The organism is Frigoribacterium sp. VKM Ac-1396, assembly GCF_015350895.1.
Lineage (GTDB): Bacteria > Actinomycetota > Actinomycetes > Actinomycetales > Microbacteriaceae > Frigoribacterium.
Map to the genome: position 1 here is coordinate 1333777 of NZ_JADKSD010000001.1, position 25194 is coordinate 1358970.

Annotated in this window: 29 protein-coding genes; 16 read left to right on the top strand and 13 right to left on the bottom strand. The window is 74.0% G+C overall.

Features of this window, described 5'->3' with window-relative positions; all coding sequences use genetic code 11:
* The first annotated feature begins 211 nt into the window (after positions 1 to 211).
* The 4 genes from ITJ55_RS15950 to ITJ55_RS06190 all read left to right on the top strand — a co-directional run bounded on the left by ITJ55_RS15950 (position 212) and on the right by ITJ55_RS06190 (position 5028).
* Entirely contained in the window at positions 212 to 1237 is a 1026-nt protein-coding gene (locus ITJ55_RS15950) for a WcbI family polysaccharide biosynthesis putative acetyltransferase (protein WP_228497572.1), read from the top strand.
* Entirely contained in the window at positions 1234 to 2535 is a 1302-nt protein-coding gene (locus ITJ55_RS06180; protein WP_194594516.1) for a hypothetical protein, read from the top strand. The genes ITJ55_RS15950 and ITJ55_RS06180 overlap by 4 nt, the downstream gene beginning before the upstream one ends.
* Complete coding sequence (locus ITJ55_RS06185) at positions 2532 to 4211, top strand: glycosyltransferase family 2 protein (protein ID WP_370544043.1); 1680 nt, start codon at positions 2532 to 2534, stop codon at positions 4209 to 4211. The genes ITJ55_RS06180 and ITJ55_RS06185 overlap by 4 nt, the downstream gene beginning before the upstream one ends.
* A gap of 193 nt (positions 4212 to 4404) precedes the next feature.
* A complete protein-coding gene (locus ITJ55_RS06190) occupies positions 4405 to 5028 on the top strand; it encodes a DUF805 domain-containing protein (protein WP_194594517.1) in 624 nt (207 codons plus the stop codon).
* A 113-nt stretch (positions 5029 to 5141) separates the two neighbouring features.
* On the opposite strand, the gene ITJ55_RS06195 is transcribed toward ITJ55_RS06190, so the two are convergent.
* A complete protein-coding gene (locus ITJ55_RS06195) occupies positions 5142 to 5843 on the bottom strand; it encodes an alpha/beta hydrolase (protein WP_194594518.1) in 702 nt (233 codons plus the stop codon).
* A 90-nt stretch (positions 5844 to 5933) separates the two neighbouring features.
* Between ITJ55_RS06195 and ITJ55_RS06200 the strand changes: the two genes are divergently transcribed.
* Complete coding sequence (locus ITJ55_RS06200) at positions 5934 to 6530, top strand: hypothetical protein (RefSeq protein WP_194594519.1); 597 nt, start codon at positions 5934 to 5936, stop codon at positions 6528 to 6530.
* On the top strand, positions 6527 to 6865 hold the full coding sequence (locus tag ITJ55_RS06205; RefSeq protein ID WP_194594520.1) for a hypothetical protein: 339 nt from the start codon (positions 6527 to 6529) through the stop codon (positions 6863 to 6865). Before ITJ55_RS06200 ends, ITJ55_RS06205 begins: the two co-directional genes overlap by 4 nt.
* 77 nt (positions 6866 to 6942) lie before the next feature.
* Here the strand turns inward: ITJ55_RS06205 and ITJ55_RS06210 are convergent, their stop codons facing one another.
* From ITJ55_RS06210 to ITJ55_RS06220, 3 genes are all read right to left on the bottom strand, one after another.
* Positions 6943 to 7779, bottom strand: coding sequence for an alpha/beta fold hydrolase (locus ITJ55_RS06210; protein ID WP_370544044.1), 837 nt, complete (start codon positions 7777 to 7779; stop codon positions 6943 to 6945).
* Complete coding sequence (locus ITJ55_RS06215) at positions 7776 to 8726, bottom strand: alpha/beta fold hydrolase (protein ID WP_194594521.1); 951 nt, start codon at positions 8724 to 8726, stop codon at positions 7776 to 7778. The genes ITJ55_RS06210 and ITJ55_RS06215 overlap by 4 nt, the downstream gene beginning before the upstream one ends.
* Before the next feature lie 611 nt (positions 8727 to 9337).
* On the bottom strand, positions 9338 to 10042 hold the full coding sequence (locus ITJ55_RS06220) for a DUF4232 domain-containing protein (protein WP_194594522.1): 705 nt from the start codon (positions 10040 to 10042) through the stop codon (positions 9338 to 9340).
* A gap of 205 nt (positions 10043 to 10247) precedes the next feature.
* Here ITJ55_RS06220 and ITJ55_RS06225 point away from each other — a divergent pair, with 205 nt between their 5' ends.
* Entirely contained in the window at positions 10248 to 11492 is a 1245-nt protein-coding gene (locus tag ITJ55_RS06225) for a GAF domain-containing protein (RefSeq protein ID WP_194594523.1), read from the top strand.
* Positions 11493 to 11569: 77 nt separating this feature from the next.
* On the opposite strand, the gene ITJ55_RS06230 is transcribed toward ITJ55_RS06225, so the two are convergent.
* Positions 11570 to 11746 carry a CsbD family protein gene (locus tag ITJ55_RS06230; RefSeq protein WP_194594524.1) on the bottom strand — a complete coding sequence of 59 codons (177 nt, stop codon included), beginning with the start codon at positions 11744 to 11746 and terminating at the stop codon, positions 11570 to 11572.
* A gap of 161 nt (positions 11747 to 11907) precedes the next feature.
* Here ITJ55_RS06230 and ITJ55_RS06235 point away from each other — a divergent pair, with 161 nt between their 5' ends.
* The 3 genes from ITJ55_RS06235 to ITJ55_RS06245 all read left to right on the top strand — a co-directional run bounded on the left by ITJ55_RS06235 (position 11908) and on the right by ITJ55_RS06245 (position 14270).
* Entirely contained in the window at positions 11908 to 12156 is a 249-nt protein-coding gene (locus tag ITJ55_RS06235) for a hypothetical protein (protein ID WP_194594525.1), read from the top strand.
* Positions 12157 to 12263: 107 nt separating this feature from the next.
* On the top strand, positions 12264 to 13460 hold the full coding sequence (locus tag ITJ55_RS06240) for a LysM domain-containing protein (RefSeq protein WP_194594526.1): 1197 nt from the start codon (positions 12264 to 12266) through the stop codon (positions 13458 to 13460).
* 117 nt (positions 13461 to 13577) lie between these two features.
* Positions 13578 to 14270 (top strand): triacylglycerol lipase, encoded by a 693-nt coding sequence (locus ITJ55_RS06245; protein ID WP_194594527.1) that lies wholly within the window; start codon positions 13578 to 13580, stop codon positions 14268 to 14270.
* Positions 14271 to 14320: 50 nt separating this feature from the next.
* On the opposite strand, the gene ITJ55_RS06250 is transcribed toward ITJ55_RS06245, so the two are convergent.
* Positions 14321 to 16006 (bottom strand): RecQ family ATP-dependent DNA helicase, encoded by a 1686-nt coding sequence (locus ITJ55_RS06250; protein WP_194594528.1) that lies wholly within the window; start codon positions 16004 to 16006, stop codon positions 14321 to 14323.
* 196 nt (positions 16007 to 16202) lie between these two features.
* Between ITJ55_RS06250 and ITJ55_RS06255 the strand changes: the two genes are divergently transcribed.
* Positions 16203 to 16400 (top strand): hypothetical protein, encoded by a 198-nt coding sequence (locus ITJ55_RS06255; protein WP_056259102.1) that lies wholly within the window; start codon positions 16203 to 16205, stop codon positions 16398 to 16400.
* A gap of 61 nt (positions 16401 to 16461) precedes the next feature.
* Positions 16462 to 16719 (top strand): hypothetical protein, encoded by a 258-nt coding sequence (locus ITJ55_RS06260; RefSeq protein WP_194594529.1) that lies wholly within the window; start codon positions 16462 to 16464, stop codon positions 16717 to 16719.
* A 190-nt stretch (positions 16720 to 16909) separates the two neighbouring features.
* On the opposite strand, the gene ITJ55_RS06265 is transcribed toward ITJ55_RS06260, so the two are convergent.
* The 5 genes from ITJ55_RS06265 to ITJ55_RS06285 form a co-directional block, all read right to left on the bottom strand.
* Positions 16910 to 17761 (bottom strand): alpha/beta fold hydrolase, encoded by an 852-nt coding sequence (locus ITJ55_RS06265; protein WP_194594530.1) that lies wholly within the window; start codon positions 17759 to 17761, stop codon positions 16910 to 16912.
* A gap of 111 nt (positions 17762 to 17872) precedes the next feature.
* Entirely contained in the window at positions 17873 to 18997 is a 1125-nt protein-coding gene (locus ITJ55_RS06270) for an AI-2E family transporter (protein ID WP_194594531.1), read from the bottom strand.
* Between the two features lie 299 nt (positions 18998 to 19296).
* Positions 19297 to 19896 (bottom strand): DUF3618 domain-containing protein, encoded by a 600-nt coding sequence (locus tag ITJ55_RS06275; protein WP_194594532.1) that lies wholly within the window; start codon positions 19894 to 19896, stop codon positions 19297 to 19299.
* The gene (locus ITJ55_RS06280; RefSeq protein ID WP_194594533.1) at positions 19893 to 20327 is read right to left on the bottom strand and encodes a phage holin family protein; all 435 of its coding nucleotides are present in this window, start codon (positions 20325 to 20327) and stop codon (positions 19893 to 19895) included. Before ITJ55_RS06280 ends, ITJ55_RS06275 begins: the two co-directional genes overlap by 4 nt.
* A complete protein-coding gene (locus ITJ55_RS06285) occupies positions 20324 to 21298 on the bottom strand; it encodes a hypothetical protein (protein WP_194594534.1) in 975 nt (324 codons plus the stop codon). Before ITJ55_RS06285 ends, ITJ55_RS06280 begins: the two co-directional genes overlap by 4 nt.
* 452 nt (positions 21299 to 21750) lie before the next feature.
* Here ITJ55_RS06285 and ITJ55_RS06290 point away from each other — a divergent pair, with 452 nt between their 5' ends.
* The 3 genes from ITJ55_RS06290 to ITJ55_RS06300 are packed head-to-tail and all read left to right on the top strand — an operon-like array spanning position 21751 to position 23619.
* The gene (locus ITJ55_RS06290; RefSeq protein WP_194594535.1) at positions 21751 to 22599 is read left to right on the top strand and encodes a DUF2382 domain-containing protein; all 849 of its coding nucleotides are present in this window, start codon (positions 21751 to 21753) and stop codon (positions 22597 to 22599) included.
* On the top strand, positions 22596 to 23054 hold the full coding sequence (locus tag ITJ55_RS06295) for a DUF2382 domain-containing protein (protein WP_194594536.1): 459 nt from the start codon (positions 22596 to 22598) through the stop codon (positions 23052 to 23054). Before ITJ55_RS06290 ends, ITJ55_RS06295 begins: the two co-directional genes overlap by 4 nt.
* Before the next feature lie 28 nt (positions 23055 to 23082).
* Positions 23083 to 23619: a hypothetical protein gene (locus tag ITJ55_RS06300; RefSeq protein ID WP_194594537.1), complete on the top strand. Its 537-nt coding sequence runs from the start codon at positions 23083 to 23085 to the stop codon at positions 23617 to 23619.
* Between the two features lie 107 nt (positions 23620 to 23726).
* Here ITJ55_RS06300 and ITJ55_RS06305 read toward each other — a convergent pair whose 3' ends face one another.
* Together ITJ55_RS06305 and ITJ55_RS06310 are read right to left on the bottom strand one after the other, a co-directional pair.
* Positions 23727 to 23882, bottom strand: a complete 156-nt coding sequence (locus ITJ55_RS06305) for a hypothetical protein (RefSeq protein ID WP_194594538.1) — start codon at positions 23880 to 23882, stop codon at positions 23727 to 23729.
* The gene (locus ITJ55_RS06310; RefSeq protein ID WP_194594539.1) at positions 23879 to 24343 is read right to left on the bottom strand and encodes a VOC family protein; all 465 of its coding nucleotides are present in this window, start codon (positions 24341 to 24343) and stop codon (positions 23879 to 23881) included. The genes ITJ55_RS06305 and ITJ55_RS06310 overlap by 4 nt, the downstream gene beginning before the upstream one ends.
* Positions 24344 to 24475: 132 nt before the next feature.
* Between ITJ55_RS06310 and ITJ55_RS06315 the strand changes: the two genes are divergently transcribed.
* On the top strand, positions 24476 to 25159 hold the full coding sequence (locus tag ITJ55_RS06315; RefSeq protein WP_194594540.1) for a GAF and ANTAR domain-containing protein: 684 nt from the start codon (positions 24476 to 24478) through the stop codon (positions 25157 to 25159).
* Positions 25160 to 25194 lie beyond the last annotated feature (35 nt).

The following is a 25194-nucleotide window of genomic DNA, read 5'->3' on the forward strand; positions in this document are numbered from 1 at the left end:
GGAGCCTCCTCGGCGTGATCGGATCGCCCGCCGTGGCCGGACCGGCGCGCGAGGCCTGGACCGGAGGGACGACGAGCACCCGCGGCGATGCGGGTGGGATGTGCCGGGGCTGGCGGCGGGAAAGGATGACGCGACCGGGGAAGTCGCTGTTGACTCAACATAGGCCCGCGCGACCCCCTTTGTCCGTTCCGAGTCCGGGCCGGAGGGAACCATGTCCGAACAGCGAACCGAACCCGACGGACGCACCCGCCACTACGGCGACTTCTACGGTCTGAGCGAGCCCGAGGGCGACGGCGCCATCGCCCTCGTGGTGGGCAACTGCCAGGCCGAGTCGCTGCGGATCTTCCTCGACGGGGCGGGGCTCACGACGGTCCGGATGCCCCCGGTCCACGAGCTGACGGCCACCGACCTGCCGCAGCTGCGCCGGTGGCTCGGCCGGGCCGGCCTGCTCGTCTCGCAGCCGGTGCGCGACGACTACCACGGCCTGCCGCTCGGCACGGCCCAGCTGGCCGCGATGCTGCCCCGGGAGGCGCGGGTCGTCCGGGTGCCCGTCGTCCGGTTCGCGGGTCTGTACCCCGCGCACGTCATCGTCCGCCCGCCGAGCGACGTCTCGCTCGTGCCGCCCGTCGTCGAGTACCACGACGTCCGACTGATCGCCGAGGCCGCGGGTCGGCCGTTGGCCGCCGACGCCCTGACCCCGGCCGTCGTGCGGTCGGTCGCCGAGCTGTCGCTGGCCGAGCTGCGGAAGCGTGAGGCGGCCCACGACACGGTCGTCGCGTCGGACCTGTTCGAGGTCGGGTCGGGTGCCGACGGCCGGGGTGGCGACGGGCGGGGTGGCGATGGGCCGGGCGGCGACGGGCCGGGCGGTGCCGACGGCCGGGGCGGCGACGGGCCGGGCACGCCGCGCTTCGACCAGATGCGCACCCTGAACCACCCGGGCAACCCGGTCTGGACGGCCCTCGCGTCGCGGGTGCGGCAGCGGCTCGGCCTGCCCGAGCACGTCGTCGACCCGGGCCGGCCGGTGCTCTCGAGCGTCCACGCCCCGCGCGAGCAGGCCGTGATCGACGCCTGGGGCCTCGACGACGAGCCGACCGACCACTGGGTCGTCGGCGGCGAGCGCGTCGACGCCGACGAGGTGCGGCGGGCGCACCTCGCCTGGTACGCCGAGCACCCGGACGCGGTCGAAGCCGCCCTGGCCCGGCACGCCGACACGTTCGCCCTCTGGGGTGCGGCATGAGCGCGGCCCGCGACTCGGCCCGCTCGGAGGCGGCGGACGCCGCGGCGGCCACCCACGACCTCGCCGAGCTGCCGGTGGTCGTCACCCACCACGACCCCCAGCACGGAGTCGCGGCGTACGCTGCCCGGATCGCCGCGACGGTCGAGGCTCGGAGCGGCCGTCACCTCGCGCTCGACGTGGCCGACCTGCTCGACGCCCCGGACCTGCTCGACGCCCCGGCACCCGTCGACGCCCCTGGCCCGCCCGGCGTCTCGGGCGGCCACGACGGGCACGGCCCCGCGCCGACGGCCCCGGTCGACCCGTACCTGCTCGACCCCGAGCTGCTGACGACCACGCCCCTCCCCCCGGCCGTCGAGGTCACCCCAGCCGACCCGGCACCCGTCGACGTCGTCGTGCCGCGCGCGCACCTGCAGTTCACCGACCGCCTCTGGGGCCCGTCGCCCGCGGCCGCGGCCGACGTCGTCGAGCACCTGGCCGACGGCACCGCGCTCACCGTGACGCTGCACGACCTGCCGCAGCCGTCCGACGGCGAGCGCAACCTCCGGAGGCGCGGCGAGGCCTACGCCCGCGTGGTCGCCGTCGCCCGGGGCGTCGTCGTGAACAGCGAGCACGAGCGCACCCTGCTGCGCGAACGGGTCGGCTTCGAGGGCCCGGTCGAGGTGATCCCCCTGCCCGTCGACCGTCACCCGCTGCCGGACGGGCGGCCCGAACCGGACGGCGACGTCGCCGTCATCGGGTTCTTCTACCCGGGCAAGGGGCACGCCGAGGTCGTCGCGGCCGTCGCCGGACTCGCGGCCGGGCGACCCGGCGCAGGGGCCGACCGGACGGACGGCGCGACGACGCGACCGGACGCGGACGTGACCGGCGTCGTGGCGCTCGGCCGCGCCTCCCCGGGTCACGAGGCCGAACTGCAGCAGCTCGTCGACGAGGCCGCCGCCCTCGGCGTGCCGTTCGGTGCGACGGGCTACCTCGACGACGCGACCCTGCTCGACCGTGCCCGGCGCGCGTCGGTGCCCGTGGCGGCGCACCAGCACGTGTCGGCCTCCGGGTCGATCGCGACCTGGATCGCGGCCGGGCGGCGCCCACTCGTGCCCGACACGCGGTACTCCCGCGAGATGGCGACGCTGAGGCCGGGCACGCTCACCCTCTACCCCGAAGGCGGACTCGCGGCGGCGATCGCGGCGGCCCTGGCCGACCCGGCGTCGACCTGGCTCGACCACGACGCCGACACCCTGCCGGGGCTCGACGAGGTCGCCGACGCCTACGCGGCCTGGTGGACCGACGGGGTGCGCTGGTGACCCGCGACGCCGGGTCGTCGGCCTCCGCGGTGACCGGCACCGCGCCTCCTGCGGGCGGGCGGTTCGTGGTCGGCAACTCGTGGGACGCCCTCGACGGCGTGTGGCCCGAGCTGCCGCCACTGGTGTCGGTGATCGTCGTGCACTACCGGCAGCAGGCCGAGCTCGACCGGACCCTCGCCGCGCTCGCCCGACAGAGCTACCCCGCCGACCGGCTCGAGGTGGTGGTCGTCGACGACGGCTCGCCGACGGCACCCACCGTGCCCGACGGGGTGCGGTTGATCGTGCAGGAGGACCGCGGCTTCCGCCTCTCGGCCGCCCGCAACGTCGGCGTCGCCGCCTCGACGGGCTCGGTGCTCTGCTTCGTCGACGCCGACACGTCGCCCGAACCGGACTACGTGCTGCGCCTCACCCGGCTGCCCGCGCTCGCGCCCGAGGCCGTCACCGTCGGGCAGCGGAAGCACGCGGACTTCGCGGGGGTACTGGGCGGTGGCGGTGGTGGTGGTCGCGGCGGTGTCGGCGGTGTCGGCGAGCCGGTGCCGGTGCCGGTTTCCCAGCCGGTCGAGGTGGCCGGGCCCGCGCATGAGCTCGAGCAGCCGCGCTGGCTGCAGCAGGCCTACGGCTGGTCGGCCGACCTGCTGAACGCGGACGACCGCTCGTACCGCCACCTGATCGGTGCGGTCACCTGCTGCACGCGGTGGTTCTTCGACGAGGTCGGCGGCTTCGACGAGTCGTTCACGAGCTACGGCGGCGAGGACTGGGAGTGGGCCCACCGGGCCTGGCTCGCCGGCGCCGTGTTCGCTCACGTGCCCGGCGCGGTGGCCTGGCACGACGGGCCCGACTGGGCAGGGCGCGGGGCGGGCTCCGGTTCGGCGGGTGCCGGTTCGGCCGGCGCCGCCGGCGCTCCCTCGGAGGCCGAGCGCACCGCTCGAGAGGCCGAGGAGGCGCGGCGCCAGGCCGAGAAGAACGGCGAGACCCTGCGCCTCGCCGACCTGATCGCGGTGCGCGGCTCGCGCGGGTTCGGGGTGCGCAGCCGAGCCGTCGACGTGTGCGTCGAGCTGGTCGCCGCCGCGTCGCCGACCTCGGCCGCGTCGCCGACCTCGGCCGCGTCGCCGACCTCGGCCGCGTCGCCGACCTCGGCCGGGTCGCCGACCTCGGCCGGGTCGCCGATCTCGGCCGGGGCGGCGTTCGTGGCGGTGGACAGCGTGCGGGCGTCGGTGCCGGACGTGACGGTCGTGGTGCCGGACGAGGTCGCGGCCGTGTTCGAGGCAGACGGGCGGGTGTTCGGCCGGTCGACGGACGCTGCCGCCGCGGCACTCGCCGGCGCCCGGGTGGTCGTGACGGTCGACGGGCCCGTGCGGGTGCTGCCCCCGGTCGACGCGGGCGGCTCCGACGACGCCCGCGCCCGGGCGGCGGCCGCGGCGGTCGGGCTCGGGGACGACGTCGCGCGCGACCTGCGATCGGCGACCGACGCCGTCGGCGTGGGGTCGCTCGGCACGATCGAGCTGCTCGGCCCGTCGGGCCGCGTGCTCGTGACGGTCGAGTCGCGTCGGGCCCGCCTCCGCGCCCGACGCTGGGGGGCGGGCGTCGCGTTCGTCTCGCACCGCGCCTCCGTGGACTGGCTGACCCCCGTGGTCGGCGAGCCGAGCGTCGCCGCCTACCTCGGCGGCTGGGGCTGACCCCTCGGCCGGCCGCACCCGACGCCGCGTCGCAGCATCCGCCACCCGTCCGGCGTCGAGTGGTCCCGAATCGTCCTTCGATGACCGACGAAGCACGATCCGGGACCACTCGATCGTCGCCGAAGGGGGCGGGGCCGCAGCACGTCGATAGGGTGACGGTGTCGCGGTGGGCGGCACGGACGAGGGGGATCTCATGACCGATCGGAACGACGGGGCGGACCAGCAGGGCGGGGCGGTGCCGCCGTACGGGCAGCCGGACGGGCAAGCGGGTCCTGCGCCCTACGGCCAGCAGCCGACGTACGGCCAGCCGACGCCTCCGCCGTACGGCCAGCAGCCGACCTACGGTCAGCCGACGCCTCCGCCCTACGGCTCGGGCGGGCCCGTCCCCCTCTGGGCCCCGCTGTACGGCGCGGGACCGGTCGACGCGGTCAAGCGGTTCTTCAAGAAGTACGCCGACTTCTCGGGCAGGGCGAGCCGCAGCGAGTACTGGTGGGTGGTCCTGGCGAACGGCGTCCTGTTCTTCGCCCTCAGCATCGTCGGCTTCGTCGCCGGCTACCCCGGCAGCACCACGGACGTCGACGGCACCCTGAACCCGGGGCCGGGCTTCATCCCGTTCGGCATCGTGCTCGCGATCTTGTTCTTCGGTACGTTCGTGCCGTTCCTCTCCCTCGGAGTCCGTCGACTGCACGACGTCGACCTCAGCGGGTGGCTGCTACTCATCAGCCTCTTCCCTTACCTCGGCTCGTTCGTCATCTTCATCCTGTCGTTGCTCGGACCGAAGCCCCGCGGTGCTCGCTTCGACCGACCGACGGCCTGACCGACCGACGGCCCGACTGACCGACGGTCCGAAGGCCCGACCGACCGCTGGCCCGGCCGACCGACGGCCCGACGGCCCGACGGCCCGAGGCCGGACCGCCCCGCCCCTGCGACTCAGGCGAGCAGCGCTTCGACCTGGTCGACGACGAGGTCGGGCCGCGAGAGGAACGGGTGGTGCCCGGTCGGCAGGTCGACCGACCGGGTGGCCTTCGCCGCGTGGTGGCGCTGCAAGCCGACCGACGTGCTGCGGTCGTCGGTGCACACGAGGTAGGTGGAGTCGACGCCCTGCCAGCCGACGGCGCTCGTCGGGGTGACGAAGGCCCCTACGCCCTGACGGGTCACGCGGCGCCACGCCTCGGCGCGGGTGGCGTCGTCGGCGTCGTGGAGGAACCTCCTGCCGAACGACGACTCGTCGTAGCCGCTGACGCCCAGGGTCCCGTCGCCGGCGTCGGCCACGGCGACCGGGTCGGTCTCGCCGCTCATCACCGCTCCCTGCGAGTCGCCGAGTTCGGGCAGGTACGACGACACGAACGCGAGGTGTCGCACGGCGGGGTGGGCGCCCGCCTCGGCGACGACCGTCCCTCCGTACGAGTGACCGACGACCACGGCCTCGTCGACGTCGTCGAGCACGCGACGCAGCGCCCGGGCGTCCTCGACGAGACCGGCCGACGGCGCGGCGTCCGGCCCCTCGCCGCACGACGGCAGGGCGACGGCTCGGCTGCGGACGCCCGTCCGGTCGAGCAGGAGCGCGGCCGCGCGATGCCACCACCAGTCACCGTCCCTCACCAGTGCGCCGTGGACGAAGACGAGTTCCATGGGTGCTGCCTCTCGAGGGGCTGACGGGGTCGAGCCCCGACACTACGACCGTGGTGACGCCGACGGACGCGCCACGGTAGTTTCTCGACCATGAGCGCTCCCGACGCCCGCCAGCCCGACGACCGACGCGCCCTCGTGCAGCCCGAGCTCCGCCCCGGCGAGCGCCTCCTCTGGTCGGGTGGGCCCGACGAGACCGTGACGTTCGGCCGGAACGACCTCTTCTTCGTGCCGTTCAGCCTGCTCTGGTGCGGGTTCGCGATCTTCTGGGAGGTCTCGGTGCTGCGCGAGGGCGCCTCCGTGTTCTTCGTCCTGTTCGGCGGCGTCTTCGTCGTGATCGGCCTCTTCTTCGTCGTCGGCCGGTTCCTGCTGAAGCGTTCGCGGAAGACCAGGACGGGTTACGCCGTCACCGACCAGCGGTCGTTCCTGGTCGTCGGCTCGACCGTCCACCAGGCACCCGCGACGCAGCAGAACCAGCAGGTCTCGTGGTCGCGCGACCGCACCCACGTGAGCGTCGACTGGACCGACTCGACCACCGGCAACACCCCGTTCGGCGCCCGCCAGCGTGGTCTGACCAACACGGGTCTCGACGGGGTCATGGCGCCCCTGCCGATGACCTTCGTCGACGTGCGCGACGGTGAGGCGCTGCTGCGCGCGCTCGACGAGACCGGCCGTCAGGAGGCGCGGTGAGCGCCCTCCCCGCAGCCCCCCGTCCCCGAGACGCGAACGCCGGCGTCCCCCGCCGCAGCCGGGCCTGGCGGGACCTCGTCGACGAGGTGCTAACCGAGCTGAACACCCTCGACCCCTACGGCCTCGAGCCCGGCACCGAGGACGGCGCCCCCTGGGACGAGTACGAACTCGAGGCGGTCCCCATGGTCAGTCAGCTCGTGAGGTCCGGCGCGATCACCGCCGCCGAGGTCGACGCGATCTGGACGACGTGGTTCGGCGAGTCCCTCAGCAGCCGGACCGACCCGGCCAGGTTCGAGGCCTTCGTCGCCCGGCTGAACGACCTCGACCCTGCCTGATCCGGTACGTACCGCATCAGCGCCTGGGCGACTTCCCCGTGCAGCGAGCGCGACCGCGGATCGTCCCAGGGCGCGGGTCAGCGTGCGGCCGCGAGCAGCGTGGTGATCGCCGTCCAGGCCCGAGCACCGAGCTCGCGATCCGCCGCCTCGGTGCCACCACGCCGCATGGTCGTGCCGCCCTGGACAACCGGCTCGCCGGGCAGCACCGCCCGGTGCCCGGCGCCCGCCGCCTCGACCACGACGGTCTCGGCTCCGTGCTCGGCCCGCCGACGCCTGACGTTCTCGGCGTGCACCGTGCTCGGCCAGACCTGGTCGTCGCCGCCGGCGACAACGACCACGCGTGCGATGCGCTCGACCTCGATCGTCGCCGGTCCCACCCGGTCGGCGAACGTCCGCCGCGACCGTTCGTAGAGGGGCGAGAACCGAGGAGGCGCCTCGCTCGCCCAGCCGTCCGGGTCGATCGGCACGAACGGCAGGGGCTCCCCGGCCCACGTCCAGTGCGACCGTTCGGCACCGGTCGGGTCGTAGCCGGCCCAGACGACGTCCGACGGCGCGAACGCCACGACACCCGCCACCCCGGGGGCCCGGGCCGCCGTGGCCAGCGCCGCCTCGGCCCCGAAGGACGTCCCGACGATCCAGACCCGGTCGCACCCGCTCGCCAGGGCGTCCAGACGGTCCACGAACGTCTCGAGCGGGACGTCCCACGGCCCGGCGCTCTGCCCCTCACCGCCGAACCAGCGGATCGACTCGGCCAGACAACCGAGGCCTGCGAAAGCCCGAGCCCGTTCGTCGTCGACCCGCCCGGACGACCCCGCCAGCACGAGGACGCCGTCACCCGAGTGGTGCGCCGGCAGCCACCGCACACCCTCGGGCCGGACGAGGTCCGCGCGTCGCAGATCCGGCTCGGCCTTCACCGTCGGGCGAACCCGTCGAGCGCGGCGCTGAGCGCCTCGACCTGACGCGGGCCGCCGTGCCCCTCGTCCTCGACGACGGTCAGGGTGCTCGCGGGCCAGGCGCGGTGCAGCCGCCAGGGCGTGGCCATCGGGCCGCTCACGTCACGGCGGCCGTGCACGAGCGCGGCGGAGACGTGGGCGATCCGAGGCAGCCGGGCCATGATCGACCGATCACCCGCCAAGAAGCCGTCGTTGCTCCAGTAGTGGGTGACGAGCGTGGCGAACGCCTGTCGCCGCTCGGGGCCGAGAAGACCTCGCCCCCGAGAGTCCGGGTCGTCGAGGCTCACGTGCACGCCCTCCCACCGGTCCCAGCTCGCCGCGGCGGCCGCACGATCGGCCGCGTCGTCGGAAGCCAGCCGTCTCGCGTACGCGTCGACCGGTCTCTCGTCGTCGCGCCTCCTGCTCTCGTGGTCGAAGACGGCCCACTCCTCGGGGAAGAGCCGCCCGACCCCGCCGGTGATCCAGTCGACTTCGTCGCGGCTGGTGGTCGTGACCGCCATGAGGGCGAGCGCGCGGACGCGGTCTGGGTGCTCCTCGGCGTAGGCGAGCGCGAGCGTCGTGCCCCACGACACCCCGCCGACGACCCAGCTGTCGATGCCGAGTCGCATGCGGACCTCGTCGAGGTCGGCGACGAGCCGCTGCATGGTGTGCTGGTCGAGGCGGGCCAGGTCGTCGAGGACGTTCGGCGTGCTGCGACCGCAACCGCGCTGGTCGAGGCCGACCAGCCGGTAGGCCCGCGGGTCGAACGAGCGTCGGTAGCCGCCTCGACCGAGCGAACCGCCGGGCCCGCCGTGCAACCAGAGCGCGGGGACTCCGTCGGGACTGCCGGACTCCTCGACGAAGAGCGACGCGCCGTCCGTCGTCTCGACGGAGCCCGTTCGGTACGGGGCGTGCGGTGGGTGGGTCATGCGGCCACCGTAGTCACGGGGTCGACGCGGGCGCGACGGGGCCCCACACGGCAGCCCGGATCACGAGCCCCGGCCCACGCGCCTGCCCCGGCCCCTGCCCCTGCCCCTGCCGGCAATTCCTGGCTCCTGCCGCGGCCAGCCCCATCCCTTGCCGATCTCGACACCCCGCCAGAGCACCAGCCCGGAATTGCCGGCAGAGACGGCGACGCCGACACCGACACCGACACCGGGGACGGGGGCGGGGGCGATGCCCGGGTCGACGCCGCTGACAATATCGACCCCGGCACCGGTCGCCGCGCTTCGCCGGATCGTCCGCGTACCCGGCCTCGACCCGGAGGTCCGCGCATCACGCGCCTCGCGCCTCGCGTCCCGCCAAGGTCCGGCAATTCCTGGCTCCTGCCGCGGCCAGCCCCGTCCCGCGCCGGTCTCGAGCCCCCGCCGCAGCACCAGCCCGGAATTGCCGACAGAAACGACGCCGACGCCGACGCCGGCGGCGAAGCCGGATCGGCGGCGGAGCCGGACCGGCGGCGGAGCCGGACCGGCGGCGGAGCCGGACCGGCGGTGAACGCGAACGTGCGTCGAACCCGGATCGACCCGGCCCGGCCCGCCGGTCAGAACGTGGCGAGCGCGCTGACCGTCATCTGCTGCACGGCGGGGTTCGAGCAGGCGTCGAAGCTGGAGCCTGAGGCCCCCACGAAGATCGACTCGAGCGACCCGGGCGGGTAGACGCGGAACCCGTCGGTCGCCTGGGGCGAGCACTCGTCGGCCGGGTAGTTCGCGGCCTGGGCGATCTGCACGATCGTCTGCACCTCGTCGCCGGGGGCGAGGGTGTGGCTCTCGTGCGGGGTCGACCGGTCGAGGGCGGCCGAGGCCCCGATCTGCGTCCCGTCGCCGTCGCCGACGAACGAGACGCCCGGCCAGCCCTGCAGGGTGCACGAGCGCTGCCCGCTGTTCGTCAGGATGATGGCGACGCCGTAGCTGCCGGCCGCGCCTCCTCCCCCGTCGGCGATCTCGGCGGTGAGCTCGCCCACCGTGCAGCGTGACGACGCCTCGCCCGTGGACCCGTCGCCGAGGTCGCCCCCGCCGCCGGACGCGCCGTCCGGGCCCGCGGTCGCCGTCGGCGAGGGCGTGCTCGCGGGCGCCGAGGCGCCGCCCGAGGCACCGCCCGAGGCACCGCCCGACGGCGACGCCGTGACGGTCACGGTCGGGGTGGTCGTCGCCGCGGCGTCGCCCGGCGACGAGCAACTCGAGAGCACGAGGACGAGGGATGCGGTGAGCGCGGCCGCGGTGGCCAGTGGTCGGATCGAGCGGTTCATGCCTCCACCGAATCACGGCCCACCCGATTTTGCACAGACTGCACGATTCTTCGGAAGTCGCCCTGTCAAGCCCCCACCGAGCAGTGGCCGCCGAGCTCGACGCGTGCCTACGCTCGGTCGGACCAGGCCGCATCGTCGAGCGCGTGACGAGGGTTCTCCAGGCCGTCCCCGTGTCGGCACGTCCCCCCGTCGAGGCGAGGCCCGCTTGCTCCACCCCGCCACCCACGTCGTCGCCCGTCCGCTCATCCGGGCGTGGCTCAGCACGAGTCCGCACTCGTGGGAACGCCACGTCGTGGCGACCGACTCGCCCCACCTGCACGCCCCGGGCACCGACCCCGACCGGGTGCTGATCGTCGGCGACGGGGCGGCCACGGGCCGAGGCGTGCGGACCCACGAGCTCGGGCTGCCCGGCCACCTCGCCCGCAGCCTGACGGCCCTGACGGGTCGGGCGACCGACGTCGACATCGTCGTGGACGGCCGGATGACGGCCCGTCAGGGCCCGGCGTCCCTCGTGGGCGTCGACCTCGCCCGCTTCGACGCCGTCGTCCTGTCGTTCGGGGCGAACGAGGCACTCGCACTGATCGACGTCGACGCGTGGCGCGACGACCTGTCCGCGCTGCTGGACGACGTCGCCGGCCGTGCGCCGGCGGCGACGACCACGTTCGTCCTCGCCGTGCCGTCGTTCGGGTCGAACCCGCACTTCCCCGCGAGGCTCGGTCGCGTCGTCGACCGCAACGCCGTCCGGCTGAACACGGCGACCCGGCACCTCGTCGCCGACCGTCCCTCGATGGTGTTCGTGCCCGAGGCCGAAGATCACGCCTTCGAGACCGAGAGCGCCCCCGTCTACGCCCGCTGGGCCGCCCCCATCGCGCTGAACATCAGCGGGAGGCTCGACCCGGCCCGACCCCTCGCCGTGAAGACCGTGCCCCTCGACGAGCCGGCCCGGCAGCGCGCGCTCGAGAGGCTCGAACGACGCCTGGGCGCCGACGACGACCCCGAGCTCGACGACCTCACCGAACGGGCTCGTCGCCTCTTCGGCACGACCCTCGCCGCCGTGACCCTGGTCCGCAGCGACACCCAGGTGATGCGGTCGGTGGCCGGAGCCGAGCCGCTCACCGTGCCGCGGCCGGAGTCGTTCTGCGACACCACGATCCGTCGCACCGGTCACCTCGTGATCGAGGACGCCAGCCTCGACTCGCGGTACGCCGACTACTCGGTCGTCGCCGGCGAGCCCGGCATCCGGTTCTACGCCGGCTACCCCATCGAGTCGCCCGACGGTCAGCGCATCGGCGCCCTCTGCGTCATGGACCAGGAGGCGCGGCGCTTCTCGACCGCGGACGCCACGGCCCTGAGGTCCCTCGCCCTCGCGGTGCAACGGCACCTGTTCCGGCACGAGTCGGACGACGGTCGTCCGGTCGACGGTGAGGCCCGGCTGCACGACGACGGCTGACCACGGCGGAACGTCGAAGGGCCCGGCATCCGTGGATGCCGGGCCCTTCGTCGTGTCGGCGCGAACCGACGCTGAGGTCAGTTCTTGCCGAGGTCGTCCTTGGCCTTCTCGGTCTCGAGACGCTCTTCACTCATGTGCTGGTCCTTGTGGCCCTGCTCGACGAGCTCCTCGTCGTCCGTGCGCTTGCCGACGGCCTCTTCGGCCTTGCCGGCGGCCTTCTGGACGAAATCTTTTGCCTTGTCTCCTACGGACATGCCGTGCCTCCTGGTTGTGGGCGACCGGTGAGCCCCGGTACCTGGCACACGGTAGGCCGCCCGGCCGCGCCGGGTCCGACGTTCACAGGCTGTTCCGGGTCACGGACCCACCCTGTGTGCCCCGGCCGTCGACGACGGGCCGCGCGCGTAGCGTCCACGACATGGACACCACCCCTCAGACCAGCCCCATCATGGACGGCAGCGACGACGCGACGAACGCCGAACGGCTCGCGGGCCTGCAGCAACAGGTCGAGAGCGACCTGGCGGGCGCGACCGACGACGAGAAGGCCGAGCACCTACGGGTGCGCATGGACGAGACGGACGTCCACGACGAACCCGGCGCCACCGGGTCCGACGCCCCCGCCGCCGGGTCCGGCGCCCCCTCCGCCGAGGTCGACCCCGGCCACTGAGGTCGATCCCGGCCGCCGACCCCGCGGCCGACCTCACCTCCGGGCCGAGACCGATCGGTCTCGACCCCGTCGGAGCCAGCCCCTAGGATCGTCGCGGAGGGGGCACCATGGCACGGCACACATCAGGGGCGGACGACGACGAGGGCCTGACGCCCGGGCACGAGCTGTTCGCTCCACCCCCGTCGGCCGAGGGCTCGACGACGGCCTCCGAGCCGAGCCCCGGCACCGACACCGGCCCCGGCACCGACACCGGGCCCCGGTTCGTCGCCTGGTCGCACCGCGAAGCCGGAACGGACGACGACGTCCCGTCCGCAGGGTCGGCCCCGGTCGACGGTGACGACGGCGACGACGCCGGCGACGACGACCCCGCACCCCGTTCCGGGCGCCGACGCCTCGCGATCGTCGGGGGCGTCGTCGCAGGCGCGGCCCTCGTCTCGGTCGTCGTGAGCGCCGTCCTCTTCACGACCGGTTCGACCCCGTTCGCGGCCGGAGCCCCCACCGAGGCACCTCGCCCGACCACGGTCGCCCGCACCTCCTCGCCCACGCCCAGCGTGTCCCCGTCGCCCTCGCCGCTGCCGACCACCTCGTCGTCGCCCTCGCCCCGGGCCGCCACCCCGCCGCCGCAGGACGCGTCCGTGCCCGCGCCGTTCGTCACCCCGGTCGCCGCCGGCACGGTGGTCGCCGAGGCCGACGTCGCGTCGCCCAAGGGCAGCGTCCACTTCCACTACCGGGTCGTGGCCGTCGGCGACGACACGTACTCGGCCGAGCTGACGAACGCCACGTCGAGCCTGCCGGTCCCGGTGACCGCCGCGTTCTTCGAGATCGCCCCGTCGGTGGGCGACGGCATCACCTACGGCGGCGACGGGGGCGTCGGCATCGGCGGCCTCACCGCCGCCCCGACGTCGGCGTCGGGCAGCTTCGGTGCGGTCAGCCAGCCCTCGTACCTCTCGACCCTCGTCGTCTACTCGACCAGCACCTCCTCGGACGTCCCGGTCGAGCTCGCGACCGGCAAGGTCCTCGCGGTCGCGCCCGTCGCCTGGTCGGTGCCGGCCCGACAGACGAACATCGCGCCGGTCGACTCCGGCGCGACGGCGTTCGCCACCGGGACGCTCGAGGCGACGACGGCGAGCGGGGCGCCCAAGCGCTACACCGTGGCGCCCGGCGACCTCATCGACGTCGTGGCCCAGCGCTTCGGCGTCTCGGTCTCGGCCCTGCTGTACCTGAACCAGGGGTTGCAGGTCATCGACGACGAACAGCACCTGTTCGAGGGCACGACCCTCGTGCTCGACCCCGACAGCGTCTGACCCCACCGCGCCCGACCACGACGACGGCCGACCGCGACGGCGGCCGCCCGCACCGCGCCCGACCGCGACGACGCCGGACCCGGCGCACCACCGATCCCGACGCCTAGGGTCGGGGGCATGCCCCCGATCGACCCCCGACGGATCGTCCGTCACGCCGTCTGGTGGCTCGAGGACTACGCCTACGCCGCCGTCTGGCAGATCCGTGCCGTGACGAGCCCTCGCGACCCCGAGCGCTACCTCGGCGGCGACGGGCGACCGGTGCTCGTGATCCCCGGCGTCTGGGAGACCTGGGCCTTCCTCCGACCGATGATCGAACGGCTGCACGCCGAGGGCCACCCGGTCCACGTGCTCGACGACCTCCGCTGGAACAGCCGCCCTGTCGCGGCCACGGCCCGCGATGTCGCCGCCTACCTGGTCGGGCACGGGCTCACCGACGTCGTGATCGTCGCCCACAGCAAGGGCGGCCTGATCGGCAAGTACGTCATGGCCCTACTCGACGAGACGCGTCGCGTGCGGTCGATGGTCGCCGTCTGCTCGCCCTTCTCGGGCTCGCGGTACGCCACCTGGCTGGTGCTGCCCGCCCTCCGCGCCTTCTCGCCGCGCGACGCGACGACGGTGCTGCTCGGGCGGGACGAGTCGGTCAACGGCCGCATCACCTCGGTCTACGGCGAGTTCGACCCGCACATCCCCGAGGGCAGCGAACTGCCCGGCGCCGTCAACGTCCGCCTGCACGCCGGGGGGCACTTCCGCGTGCTGGCCCACCCCCGCACGATCGCGACCGTGCTGGCCGCCGCCGACGAACCCGCCTGACGGCGGCCCGACGCCGCAGCGTGCCGCCGTCAGGCGGCGTCAGGCCGCCGTCAGGCCGGCGTCAGCAGCTCGTGGTCGACCACGTCGGCGACGGCCAGCACCTTGTAGCCCTCGCTCTCGAAGAACACCGTCATGCGGTCGTCGTCGGTGCTCATCACCGTGCCCGCGCCCCAGGTCGCGTGCTCGACGCGGGTCCCGTTCGCGAACGCGGGAGGCGCGGTGTCGGTGCGATCACCCTGCCCGCCCTCGCGCGCCTCCTCGGCCTGCTCGGCCACCCGGCAGCCGTTGCAGTTGCCGCAGCGCTCGGGCGAGTCCTCGCCGAAGTAGCCGAGCAGGAAGTGCCGGCGGCAGCCGGGAGCCTCGGCGAAGGTGCGCATCATCTCGATGCGCGAGTGCTCGACGCGCTCCCGGGTCTCGGCGACCCGCCGGGCGGCCTCGGCGGCCGCCTTCGCGTCGAAGCCGTCGACCGGCTCGAACCCCTTAGACGACTCCGACAGCGTCCCCGCCTCGAGCAACAGGTCGATCAGGCGCGAGACCGTCCGGGCCCCGAGCGCGAGCTGGTCGGCGACCTCCGACCGTCGGACCGGCCGGCCCGCCGCCGAGAGGGCCGTGAAGACACCGCGCAGGTCGGCCCGCCCCGGCAGGCCCGAGGCGAAGAACGACCGCAACGACAGGTCTTCCGGTCGGTAGTGCAGGGTCGCCGTTGCCGGGTCGCCGTCGCGCCCGGCGCGGCCGATCTCCTGGTAGTACGAGTCGAGCGAGTCGGGCACGTCGGCGTGCACGACGAAGCGGACGTCGGGCTTGTCGATGCCCATGCCGAAGGCGCTCGTCGCGACGACCACGTCGACCTCGCCGGCGTGGAACCGCTCGTGCAGCTCGCCCCGCTCGGCCGATCGTTGACCTCCGTGGTAGCCGACGACCGTGCGGTCGGGGCACCGCTCGGCGATGGCGCGGGCGTAGTCCTCGGTCGCCTTGCGCGTCGCGACGTAGACGATGCCCGGGGTCGTCAGGTCGGCCACCTGGTCGACGACCGCGCGGGCCTTCTCGTCGTCGTCCTCGTGCCGGACGACCTCGAGCGACAGGTTCGGCCGGTCGAAGCCGTGGCTCAGCACGAGCGGGTCGTCGAGCCGCAACCGCTCGACGATCTCGTCGCGCACGGGGCCCGACCCCGTCGCGGTCAGCGCCAGCACGGTCGGCCCTCCCAGGCGCTCGACGACCTCGCCGAGGTGCAGGTAGTCGGGCCGGAAGTCGTGGCCCCACGACGACACGCAGTGCGCCTCGTCGACGACGAAGAGGGCGACCCCGGCGTCGCGCAGTCGCTCGACGGTCTCGTCACGGGCGAGCTGTTCGGGGGCGAGGAACACGTAGGTGACCTCACCCTCGGCCAGCCGTCGCCAGCCCTCGTCGTTCTCGGCGTCGGTGTGGCCCGAGTTGATCGCGACGGCGGGAGGGGCGTCGGGACGCCCGACCAGTCCGGCCACCTGGTCGGCCTGCAACGCGATGAGCGGCGACACGACGACGGTGGGCCCGTCGAGCACCGCGCCGGCCACCTGGTAGATCGCGGACTTCCCGAAGCCGGTGGGCATGACCGCCAGGGTGTCCCGCCCGGCGACCACCGCCTCCAGGGCCTCGAGCTGGGCGGGGTGCAGGTCGTCCCAGCCGAACAGGTCGGCGGCGGCACGGACGATCTCGTCACGGCGGGCGGTGCGGGCGGTGCGGTGCGTGGTGGCGCTCATGTGGTCCTCGGTCCTGGTGGGGCAGAAGTCCATCCCAGGCACGCGCCGGGCGACACGCGCGGCGCTGCCAGGCGATGCCCGGCCCTCGCGTACCCCGGCGCCGTCGAGCGCCGGACCCTACCCCCGACGGCCGTCGGCGGTCCGGTCGGCGCCGCCACCGTGATCGTGCCGTGGTCGGGGGCGTAGCGTTCACGCCATGAGCGACCAGAAGCAGACCGAGCCCGTCATGGACGGCGCCACCGAGGCCACCGACGACGAGAAGCTGAGCGGCCTGATCGAACAGGTCGAGGCCGACCACGGCGACGAGGGGGCCGCCGCCATGGCGGACCACCTGCGTGACCGCGTGGACGAGACCGCGCAGGCGGACGAGAGCCCCGCCGACGCCGAGGAGTGACACCGGCGGCTCCGTCGCGAGACGGAGCCGCCCCTTCGCGGCCGTGGCCTAGCGTGGAGCCATGACCTACGGCCCCGGCTTCGGCTTCTCGCTCATCGGCGTCCTCTACCCCGTCTTCTTCGTGGTGGTCGCCGCCCTCGCGATCACGCTGGGCGTGTTGTTGATCCGAACCCTGCTCTGGGTGATCCGCGCCCTGTCGGCTGTCACGCGTGAACGCGAACTGCGCATCGACCTGCTGCTCGCCGACGACGGGCCGGCCGGTCCGGCGCGTCCCTCCGCCTCGTCCACCGACGACGGTCCTGGCGGCCCGGCCGTCTGACGACCCAGGAGGCGCGGGTGCGGTCCGCCTCTTCACCTATCGCCCGCAGGTGGCTACTCTTGTCGCAGGCCCAGACCCCGCCGCCCCTGCCACGCCCCGTCGTCGACGTGATCGACGTCACCGTCGTGGCCCCGGGGGCTCGGCGACCTGAACCCGCCGGGCTCCCGCCCGGGCCGGTCACCCGTCGTCGTCACATGGCCCGGCCGAGCACCACCTCGCGGACGAGGTCGGCCACGAGGGCAGGCTGCTCCAGCCCCGGCAGGTGGGCCACATCCGGCAGAACCCGCCCGGGGCCCTGACCGATCCGCCGGGCCGTCTCGGCGTAGAACGGCTCGTCGGCGGGGATGTCCAGGGCGCCCCAGGTCGCCAGCACGGGCACCTCGACCACCCCGAGCCGCGCCCAGGCGTCCAGGCCCGCGTCGCCCGCGTCGTCGGCCGCGTCGACCTCGAGGATGCGCTCGTTCATCCGCGCGAAGAGTTCGCGCGGGGTACCCCCGACCCGTCCCGCGTCACTCGTGGGCCCGTCGAGCCAGAGGTGTGCCAGCAGGCCCACCTGCGCGTCGACGTCACCGCTGCCGGACGCCTCGTCCAGGGCCTCCATCAGCGGTCCCGACGCGGGGTCGGGCGTCCAGTCGAAGGGGGTGTCGTCGTCGGTCATGCCGCTGACCGCGGCGCCGATCAGCAGCACGGCGGCCACCCGGGTCGGCTCGGTCAGCGCGAGGTCGAGGGCGAGGGCGCCGCCCATCGAGTTGCCGACGACGACCGCGCGGCCGACGTCCACGCGGTCGAGCACCTGGACGAGGTCGCCCAGGTGCGTGGCCTCGCTGCCCTCGGCGTGGGCCGGGCTCTCGCCGAAGCCCCGGCGGTCGTACGCGACGAGGTCGAGGCCCTCACCCGCGAGCTCGTCGGCGACCGCCGTCCAGCTGCGTCGATCGGCGACCCCGGCGTGCAACAGCACCACCGTCGGGCCCTCGCCCGGCCACCGCGTGACCGCCAGGGTGGCTCCATCCGACAGGGTCACGTCAACTCGAACCGCGCTCATGTCGGTCACGCTAGCGGCGCGGCCGCCCGCAGACCAGACCCACCGACCGGTTCCGCCGGGCACACGCGCCTCTCGGACGAGACGCCCGGACGCACCACCCGACCGGGCTGCCTAGACCCGCTGCTGCCGCGGCACCACGACGCGCTCGAAGACGACCACGCCGGCCGTGGCGATCGGGATCGCGACGAGGGCGCCGAGCACGCCGCCCAGGGCCCCGCCGCCGAACGCCGCCACGATCACGAGGGCACCGGGCACGGCGACGGCCTTCGACATCACCCGCGGGGTCAGCACGTAAGCCTCGACCTGGGCGTAGACGAGCAGCACGACGCCGACCACGATCGCCGTCACCGGCGAGACGGTGATCGTGGCGGCGATGATGATCGAGTAGGCGACCACGGTGCCGACCACGGGGATGAGCGCTCCCAAGAAGGCCAGGGTCGCGAACAGCACCGGCAACGGCCCGCCGGCGATCTCGAGCACGACGAAGACGAAGACGGCGTTGATCGCGGCGAGCGCCACCTGCCCGGCGACGTAGCGACCGACCGACAAGAAGATCTCGTCCGCGATGCTCATGACGTTCTCGCGGTGGCTGCGCGGCACGGCCCGGCTGAGCGAGCGCAGCATCTGAGGCAGCGTGATGGCGAAGTAGAGCGTCAGGATGGCGACCACGATGACGGCGGTGATCCCGTTGGTGATGCCGCGCCCGACGGCCAGCAGCCCGCCGCCCAACGCGAGCAGCTGGTCGGGGTCGAGCAGGTACGACGTCACGGCCCCGACGGCGTCGTCGATGTCGAGGTCGAAGCCGATGGTCTCGACCGTCTGCTGCACCCAGGGCTGGCGCGAGAGCTCCTGCAACGCGGCCGGGGCGGTCCGCACGACGTCACCGATCTGCTCGATGAGCCTCGGCACGACGGCGGCGACGATGCCGACGACCACCCCGACGACCAGCACGACCGCGACGACGACGCCGACCCACCGGGGGGCACCCGCCCGCGCGAGGCGACGGACGACGGGCTCGAAGGCCAGGGCCAGGAAGAACGCGAGGCCGATGTAGACGAGGATCGTCGACAGGGCCATCAGGGCGACGATGATGCCGACGCCCAGCCCGCCGCCCAGGGTCGCGATCAGGCCGAACCGGAAGGCACCGGGGCGCTGCATCGGGCTGGGCGGGGTGTCGGCCTGGCGGGCCGTTCCGGCCGATCGACGCACGAGACGGGCACGGGGTGACGAGGGCATCCGCCCATCCTGGCGTGTCGGGCGCGCCGAGGGCCGACCCGCCCGGGAGGCGCGGTGCAGGCAGACGGCTACACGACAGCTGCCGAGGTCGTCAACCCGTCACCGGACGCCCCGGACGGGGGAACGCCGAGGGCGACGGCACCGAGGAGATCAGCCAGATCGGGCTGATCAGCCACATCGGGCTGATCGGGCTGATCGGGACGACGATCTCGCGCCCGGTCGACGGCAGCCCCGAGCACAGCGGCAAGCTGACCGACCCACTGGACACCTCCGGCGTCGGGGCCGACGGGTGCGTGGGGTCAGGCCCCCTGCACGTTCTCCTTCGACTGCTGTGCGCTGTCCTTCACGTCGCCGGCGGCACTCGTGGCGTCGTCCTTCACGGTCGACGCGGCGTCCTGCGCCGTGCCCTTGACGGAGGCGAACGCCTCCTGCGCGGGCTCCTTCAGGTTCGAGGCCACGTCCTGGGCCGCGCCCTTGACCGAGTCGAGCGCCGGGCCCGCCGCGTCCTTGGCGTCGGAGACGAGCTCCTTCTCCTTGTCGGACGCCGGGATCAACGACGAGACGAGCCAGCCCGCGCCGAAGGCGATCAGGCCGACGGCGAGCGGGTTGCCCCCTGCCTTCCGCACGGCGGCCGACGACGCGTCCGAGACGCGGCCGGCGGCGTCGTGTCCTGCGCCCGAGGCACCCGACGCCGTGTCGTGCGCCGCACCCATGACCGAGTCCCGCACGCCCGAGAAGCGGCTCTTGACCTTCTCGGTCTGGCGGTGGGCGATGCTCGACGGGTTCACCTTGTCGGCGAGCGCGTCGACGTCGTAGCTGAGGCCGGCACGCGTGCGCTCGATCTCGGCGCGGATCTCTTCGGGCGTCCGGCTGCTGCCGTTCTGGTCGGTGGTGCTCATGCGGTGCCTCCAGGCGTCACGGTCTCGGGGATCTTCTTCAGGGAGTCGACCGTCTTCGGTGCCCCCTTGATGCTCTTCAGTTCTTTCCGCCCGCGCACGAACAGCACGAGGGCGACGATCGCGTAGACGACCGCGATGATCAGCGACGACCAGCCGAGGCCGATCAGCGCGCCGAGGCCCCACATGGCGGCCAGCGACACGAACAGCAGCGCGAACAGCGCCGTGAGCCCTGCACCGCCGAACATGCCCGCACCCTTGCCGGCCTTCTTCGCCGACTGGGTCAGCTCGGCCTTGGCGAGCTCGACCTCCTGGCGGAAGAGCGTCGAGATGTCGCCGGTCACGCCGGTCAGCAGGTCGCCGAGCGACGTCGACGCCGCCTTCTCCTCGGGAGCGGGCGGTGTGGACGCGGGCTCGCGGAACGGGTCGCTCACGCGCGCGTCCCCGGGGTGCCGGGCCACGTGGTGGGCACGCTGGTGTCGGGAACCGGGGTGCCGAAGCCGGGGACGTCGCCCTCGGTGACGACGTCGTACTCGCCGGCCACGGGGCCGACGTCACCGACGAGACGCTGCGGTGCGGTGGCCGAGGTGGGAGGCGCCGGTCGACTCGCCGCGCCTCCTGCGTTCTCGGTCGTCGCGGCGTGCTCGGTGGCGGCGGCGTGCTCGTCCTTCGCGTCGGCGGTCAGCGCCTTGACGACGCGACCGGCGAGCAGACCGGACACGGCGGCGATCGCGATGAAGGTGCCGGGCTTGCGGGCGGCGTAGGACCTCACGTCGTCGAGCAGGGTGCCCGGGTCGCGGCCCTCGAGCCAGCCGGCGACGCCGTGGGCACGGCCGGAGAGGTTGCGGACGAGCTCGCCCGCGACGCCGCCGTCGGCCGAGTCGGCCATCGAGCCGAGCTGCTCACCGACCTGGCGGAGGCCCGCGGCCGCCTTCTCCTGCTGGGCGCCGGCCTGCTCCTTGAGCTCGCCGGTCGCCTGGCCGAACAGCTGCTTGGCCTGGCCGGTCGCCTCCGAGGCGACCTTCGACGCCTGCTCCTTGGCCGTGCCGGCGACGTCGGACGCGGCGGTCCTGGCGTCGTCGGCGACACCGGCGGCCTCGTCCTTCGCGGCGCCGGCCTTCGCCTTCGCCGCATCCGCGGCACCGGAACCGCCGTCGGAGCCGGTCCGGTCGTGGGCGGGGTGCTCCTCGACGACCGGTGCCGCGTTCGCGCTGAAGTCGCTGGCCGTCGCCCCGGGGTCGGTGATGTCGGCGTAGGCGCCCACCTGGTCGCCCAGGTCGGTCACCGCGTCGTCACGGCGCAGGTGGTCGTGGCCCGAGGCGGCGCCGCGTTGCGGCTGCCCCTCGGTCGCGCGGTCGAAGACCGGGGTGGACGGGTCTCCGTCGTAGCGCTTGTCGTCGCTCATGTCGTGCCTCTCGGGTCGCCGGCGACCGTCGGTCGACGGTCGTGGTCGGACCTGTCACTCTGTCCCCCTGTCGGGGGACGGAGGCCGCACATGGTGAGAACACCTCAGGGGGTTGACTTCTGCGACCGACGGGGTCACGTGCGCACGATCCGCGAGGCGGCCCGACCCCCTCACCGACGGTCGCCCGCGGAGGCGACCGGGTCGGTCGGCTTCAGGAGGCGCGGCGTACGTTCCACGAGGACCCGTCGGTGGCCGTCGCGCCACCCGTCCGACCGAGAGATCATCCAGCCCGCGAGCGTCCTCCCCGACCTCCTCCCCCACGCACGGCAGCCGTCGTCCCCCGAAGGTCGGCGTCCGAGTCTGCGTGCGCCAGTCGTCCTCTGCGACGACCGGTCGGCACCACCCTGAGCCCGGGCACCCCGCCCGGTGCTCGACCCTCCGTGAGGAACCCCATGATCAGCACCACCCAGCTCGACGCCCTGCTCGCGGGCGGCGGCGACGTCGTCGACCAGGACGGCAAGAAGATCGGCGGCATCGGCCAGGTCTACCTCGACGACCAGGGCGGCCAGCCCGCGTGGGTCACCGTCAAGACCGGGCTGTTCGGCACGGGCGAATCGTTCGCTCCCCTCGCCGAGGCCACCGTCCAGGGCGACGACGTCCACGTGCCGGTGACGAAGGCCATGGTCAAGGACGCACCGCACAGCGACGACTCCGACGGGCACCTCTCGCCCGACCAGGAGGCCGACCTGTTCCGCTACTACCACCTCGACGGTCGTGGAGTCGAGACACCGCTCTTCGATCAGGACGCCGACAGGAACGCGGTCGACCTCGACGCCGGCACGAGCGGCACGTCGGCGGATTCGGTCACCGGGACCGGCGCCGGCCACGACACGTCGGGCCCCGACACGGACGACGCCATGACCCGCTCCGAGGAGCGCCTGCACGTCGGCACCGAGACCACCGAGGCCGGTCGCGCGCGCCTGCACAAGTACGTCGTCTCGGAGCAGGTCACCGAGACGGTCCCGGTCAGCCACGACGAGGTCCGCGTCACGCGCGAGCCCATCACCGACGCGAACGTCGGCGACGCCCTCTCGGGCGGCGAGCTGACCGAGGAGGAGCACGAGGTCACCCCGACGGCCGACCGCGTCGTGACCGACAAGGAGACCGTCCCCGTCGAGCGCGTCCAGCTCGGCACCGAGACCGTCACCGAGCAGCAGCAGGTGACCGAGGAGATCGCCCACGAGGAGATCGAGCTCGAGGGCGACGACCCCACGACCGGCGGCACCGCCCCGCGTCGATGACCACGGGCACCGTCGGCCCCGTCGACCCGTCGCCGGCCGAGGGTCGGGCCGACGGGGTCGACGGGTCGTCGGTGCCCGCCGCGGCGGCGGCGAGCGTGCTGCTCTCCGCCGAACGGGCGCACCTCACGACGGTCGCCGTCCCGGTCGGCCGGGTGCGCCTCCGGAAGGTCGTCGTCTCCCGTGAGGAGACGATCACCGTGACGGTCCGCCGAGAAGAGCTTCAGGTCGTCCACGAGGACCTGCTGCCGGGCGAGACCCCGTCGGCGGGGACGCCCGCGACGCCCCTCGTGTTCGTGTTGCACGAGGAACGCCCGGTCGTCGGCCACGTCGTCGTCCCGGTCGAACGCGTCCACGTGACCGTGGACCGGATCGTCGACGACGTCGACGTCGCCACCACCCTGCGGCACGAGCGCGTCGATGTGACGCGCGAGCCGGCCACCCGACCACCCGACTGACCGCACCACACACCCCAAGGAGAACACCATGGCAGGACGAAACACCGTCATCCGCAGCATGCACGACCTCGGCATGGCCGCCTGGTTCGGTGGTGGCCTGATGGGCGCCGTGGGCCTCAACGGCGCCGCCGCGGGCGCGAAGGACCCCGTCGAACGCCTCACCCTCTCGTCGCTCGGCTGGGCGAAATGGGCCCCCGTGCAGGTCGCGGCGATCGTCGTGCACGGCATCGGCGGCGCCGGGCTCATCGTCTCGAACAAGGGCCGCCTCGCGACCCAGCAGGAGGGGCGGGACAACACGGGCGTCAAGCTCGCGCTGACCGTCGCGGCCGCCGGCACCACCCTGTGGTCGGGCCTCGCCGGCGCGCGCATGGCGAAGCACGCCTCCGAGGGGGCCGAGGGCACGACCGAGCCCGGCTCGAGCTCGTCGAAGGCCTTGGCGAGCGCCCAGCGTCAGCAGAAGGTGTTGCAGTGGGTCACACCCGTGCTGACCGGCGTGCTCATCGTGCTCGGCGCCCACCAGGGCGAGCAGCAGCGCCCCCTCGCGGGCCTGCTGAACCGCCGCTGACGTCGCGCCACCTGTCTCGAGACACCACATGCCGCTCACGGTCGTTCGTGAGCGGCATGTGATGTCTCGCCGACGTACGAAGACCCGGCGGCTGGAAGGTCGGGCGGCTAGCTGTCGGCGCCGTCCGAGACCTCGCTGTCGTCGCTCTGCTCGGAGTCGTCGACGAGACCCTGCTTCGCCCCGTCGGCCAGGTCTTCGGTGTACTGCTTGTCGTCCTCGGTGATGTCGGTCGAACCGTCCGGGATGCCGTTGTCGTTGGTCATGCCCGCACGCTACGCCCTGCCGTCGGGTGCGGCGCAGCGAGCTCGAGGTTGACGTCGTCGGGGTCCTGCAGCGACAGGATCACGAGCCCGAAGGCGGGCAGCGGCGTCACCTCGCCGTGCTCGACGCCCAGCTCGTCCAGTCGACGGGCGGCCTCGTGCAGCTCGTCGACCGAACCCACCGAGAAGCTCAGGTGGTCGAGGCCGACGCGGTCGGGGTCGAAGCGGTCCCCGGCCGGGGCGACGGGCCGCAGCCCCAGCGTCTGGCCGGCGAAGGTGAACGAGCAGCCGCCGTAGGTGCGCTGCGGGTCGTCGTAGATCGTCGGGTCGTCGATCTGGTCGCTGAAGTCGCTGCCGGGAGGCATGCCGAACAGCTGCTGGTAGAAGGCCTTGCTGCGGTGGATGTCGGTCACGGTGAGCCGCACGTGCGAGAAGCCGCGGGGCGTGACGATGGCGTCGGTCATGGCGTCATCCAACGCCCGCGGCAGGCGTCGGGACCGACTATCATCGTCACGATGGCCCTCGGGCCCGAGTGGAGGAATCCGTGCACCCGACTCCACCGCGAGCGCCGTCGCCTGCCCGCCGTGGGCCGCGACATGGCTGACGCCGGCGTGGTCCGGGTGGCTGCGGCCGCCCTCGCACGAGCGACCGCACCCGGCAGCGACCTCTGCGGGCCCTTCCGCGAGACGTTCGGCGTCACCGGCGCCGCGGTCTCGACCTTGGGTGGCCCCCTCGGCACGGGCACGGTCTGCTCGAGCGACGCCGAGTCGTCACGCCGCGACGAGATCCAGTTCGACCTGGGCGAGGGGCCCTGCTGGCAGGCCCACCAGACCGGGCAGGCGGTGGTCGAGTCCGACCTGGTCACGTCGCCCTCGAGGGCGTGGCCTGCCGCGGCGTCCGCGCTGATCGCGGCGGGCGTCGCCAGCGTCGCCGCGTTCCCCCTCTCGTACGGTCGCCTCGACCTCGGAGCCGTCGACCTCTACAGCGACGAACGCCGAGAACTGGACGACGTCGAGGTCGACCAGGCGACCACCCTCGCCTGCATCGCGGGCCGCAGCGTCCTGACCCGGGCGCTCGACGCTCTCGCGGCCGGTGACGACAGCCTGTTCCCGACCTCGTTCCCCCGCGAGGTCCACCAGGCGTCGGGCATGGTCATGATGCAGCTGGGCGTCGGTGTCGACGAGGCGCTGCTCGTCATCCGCGGCCACGCCTGGTCGAGCGGCCGGCCGCTGCGCGAGGTCGCCAGCGAGATCGTGCTGCACCGGCTGGACTTCTCGTGAGGTCCGGCGACGGTCGTCGTCGACACGGCCTAGGC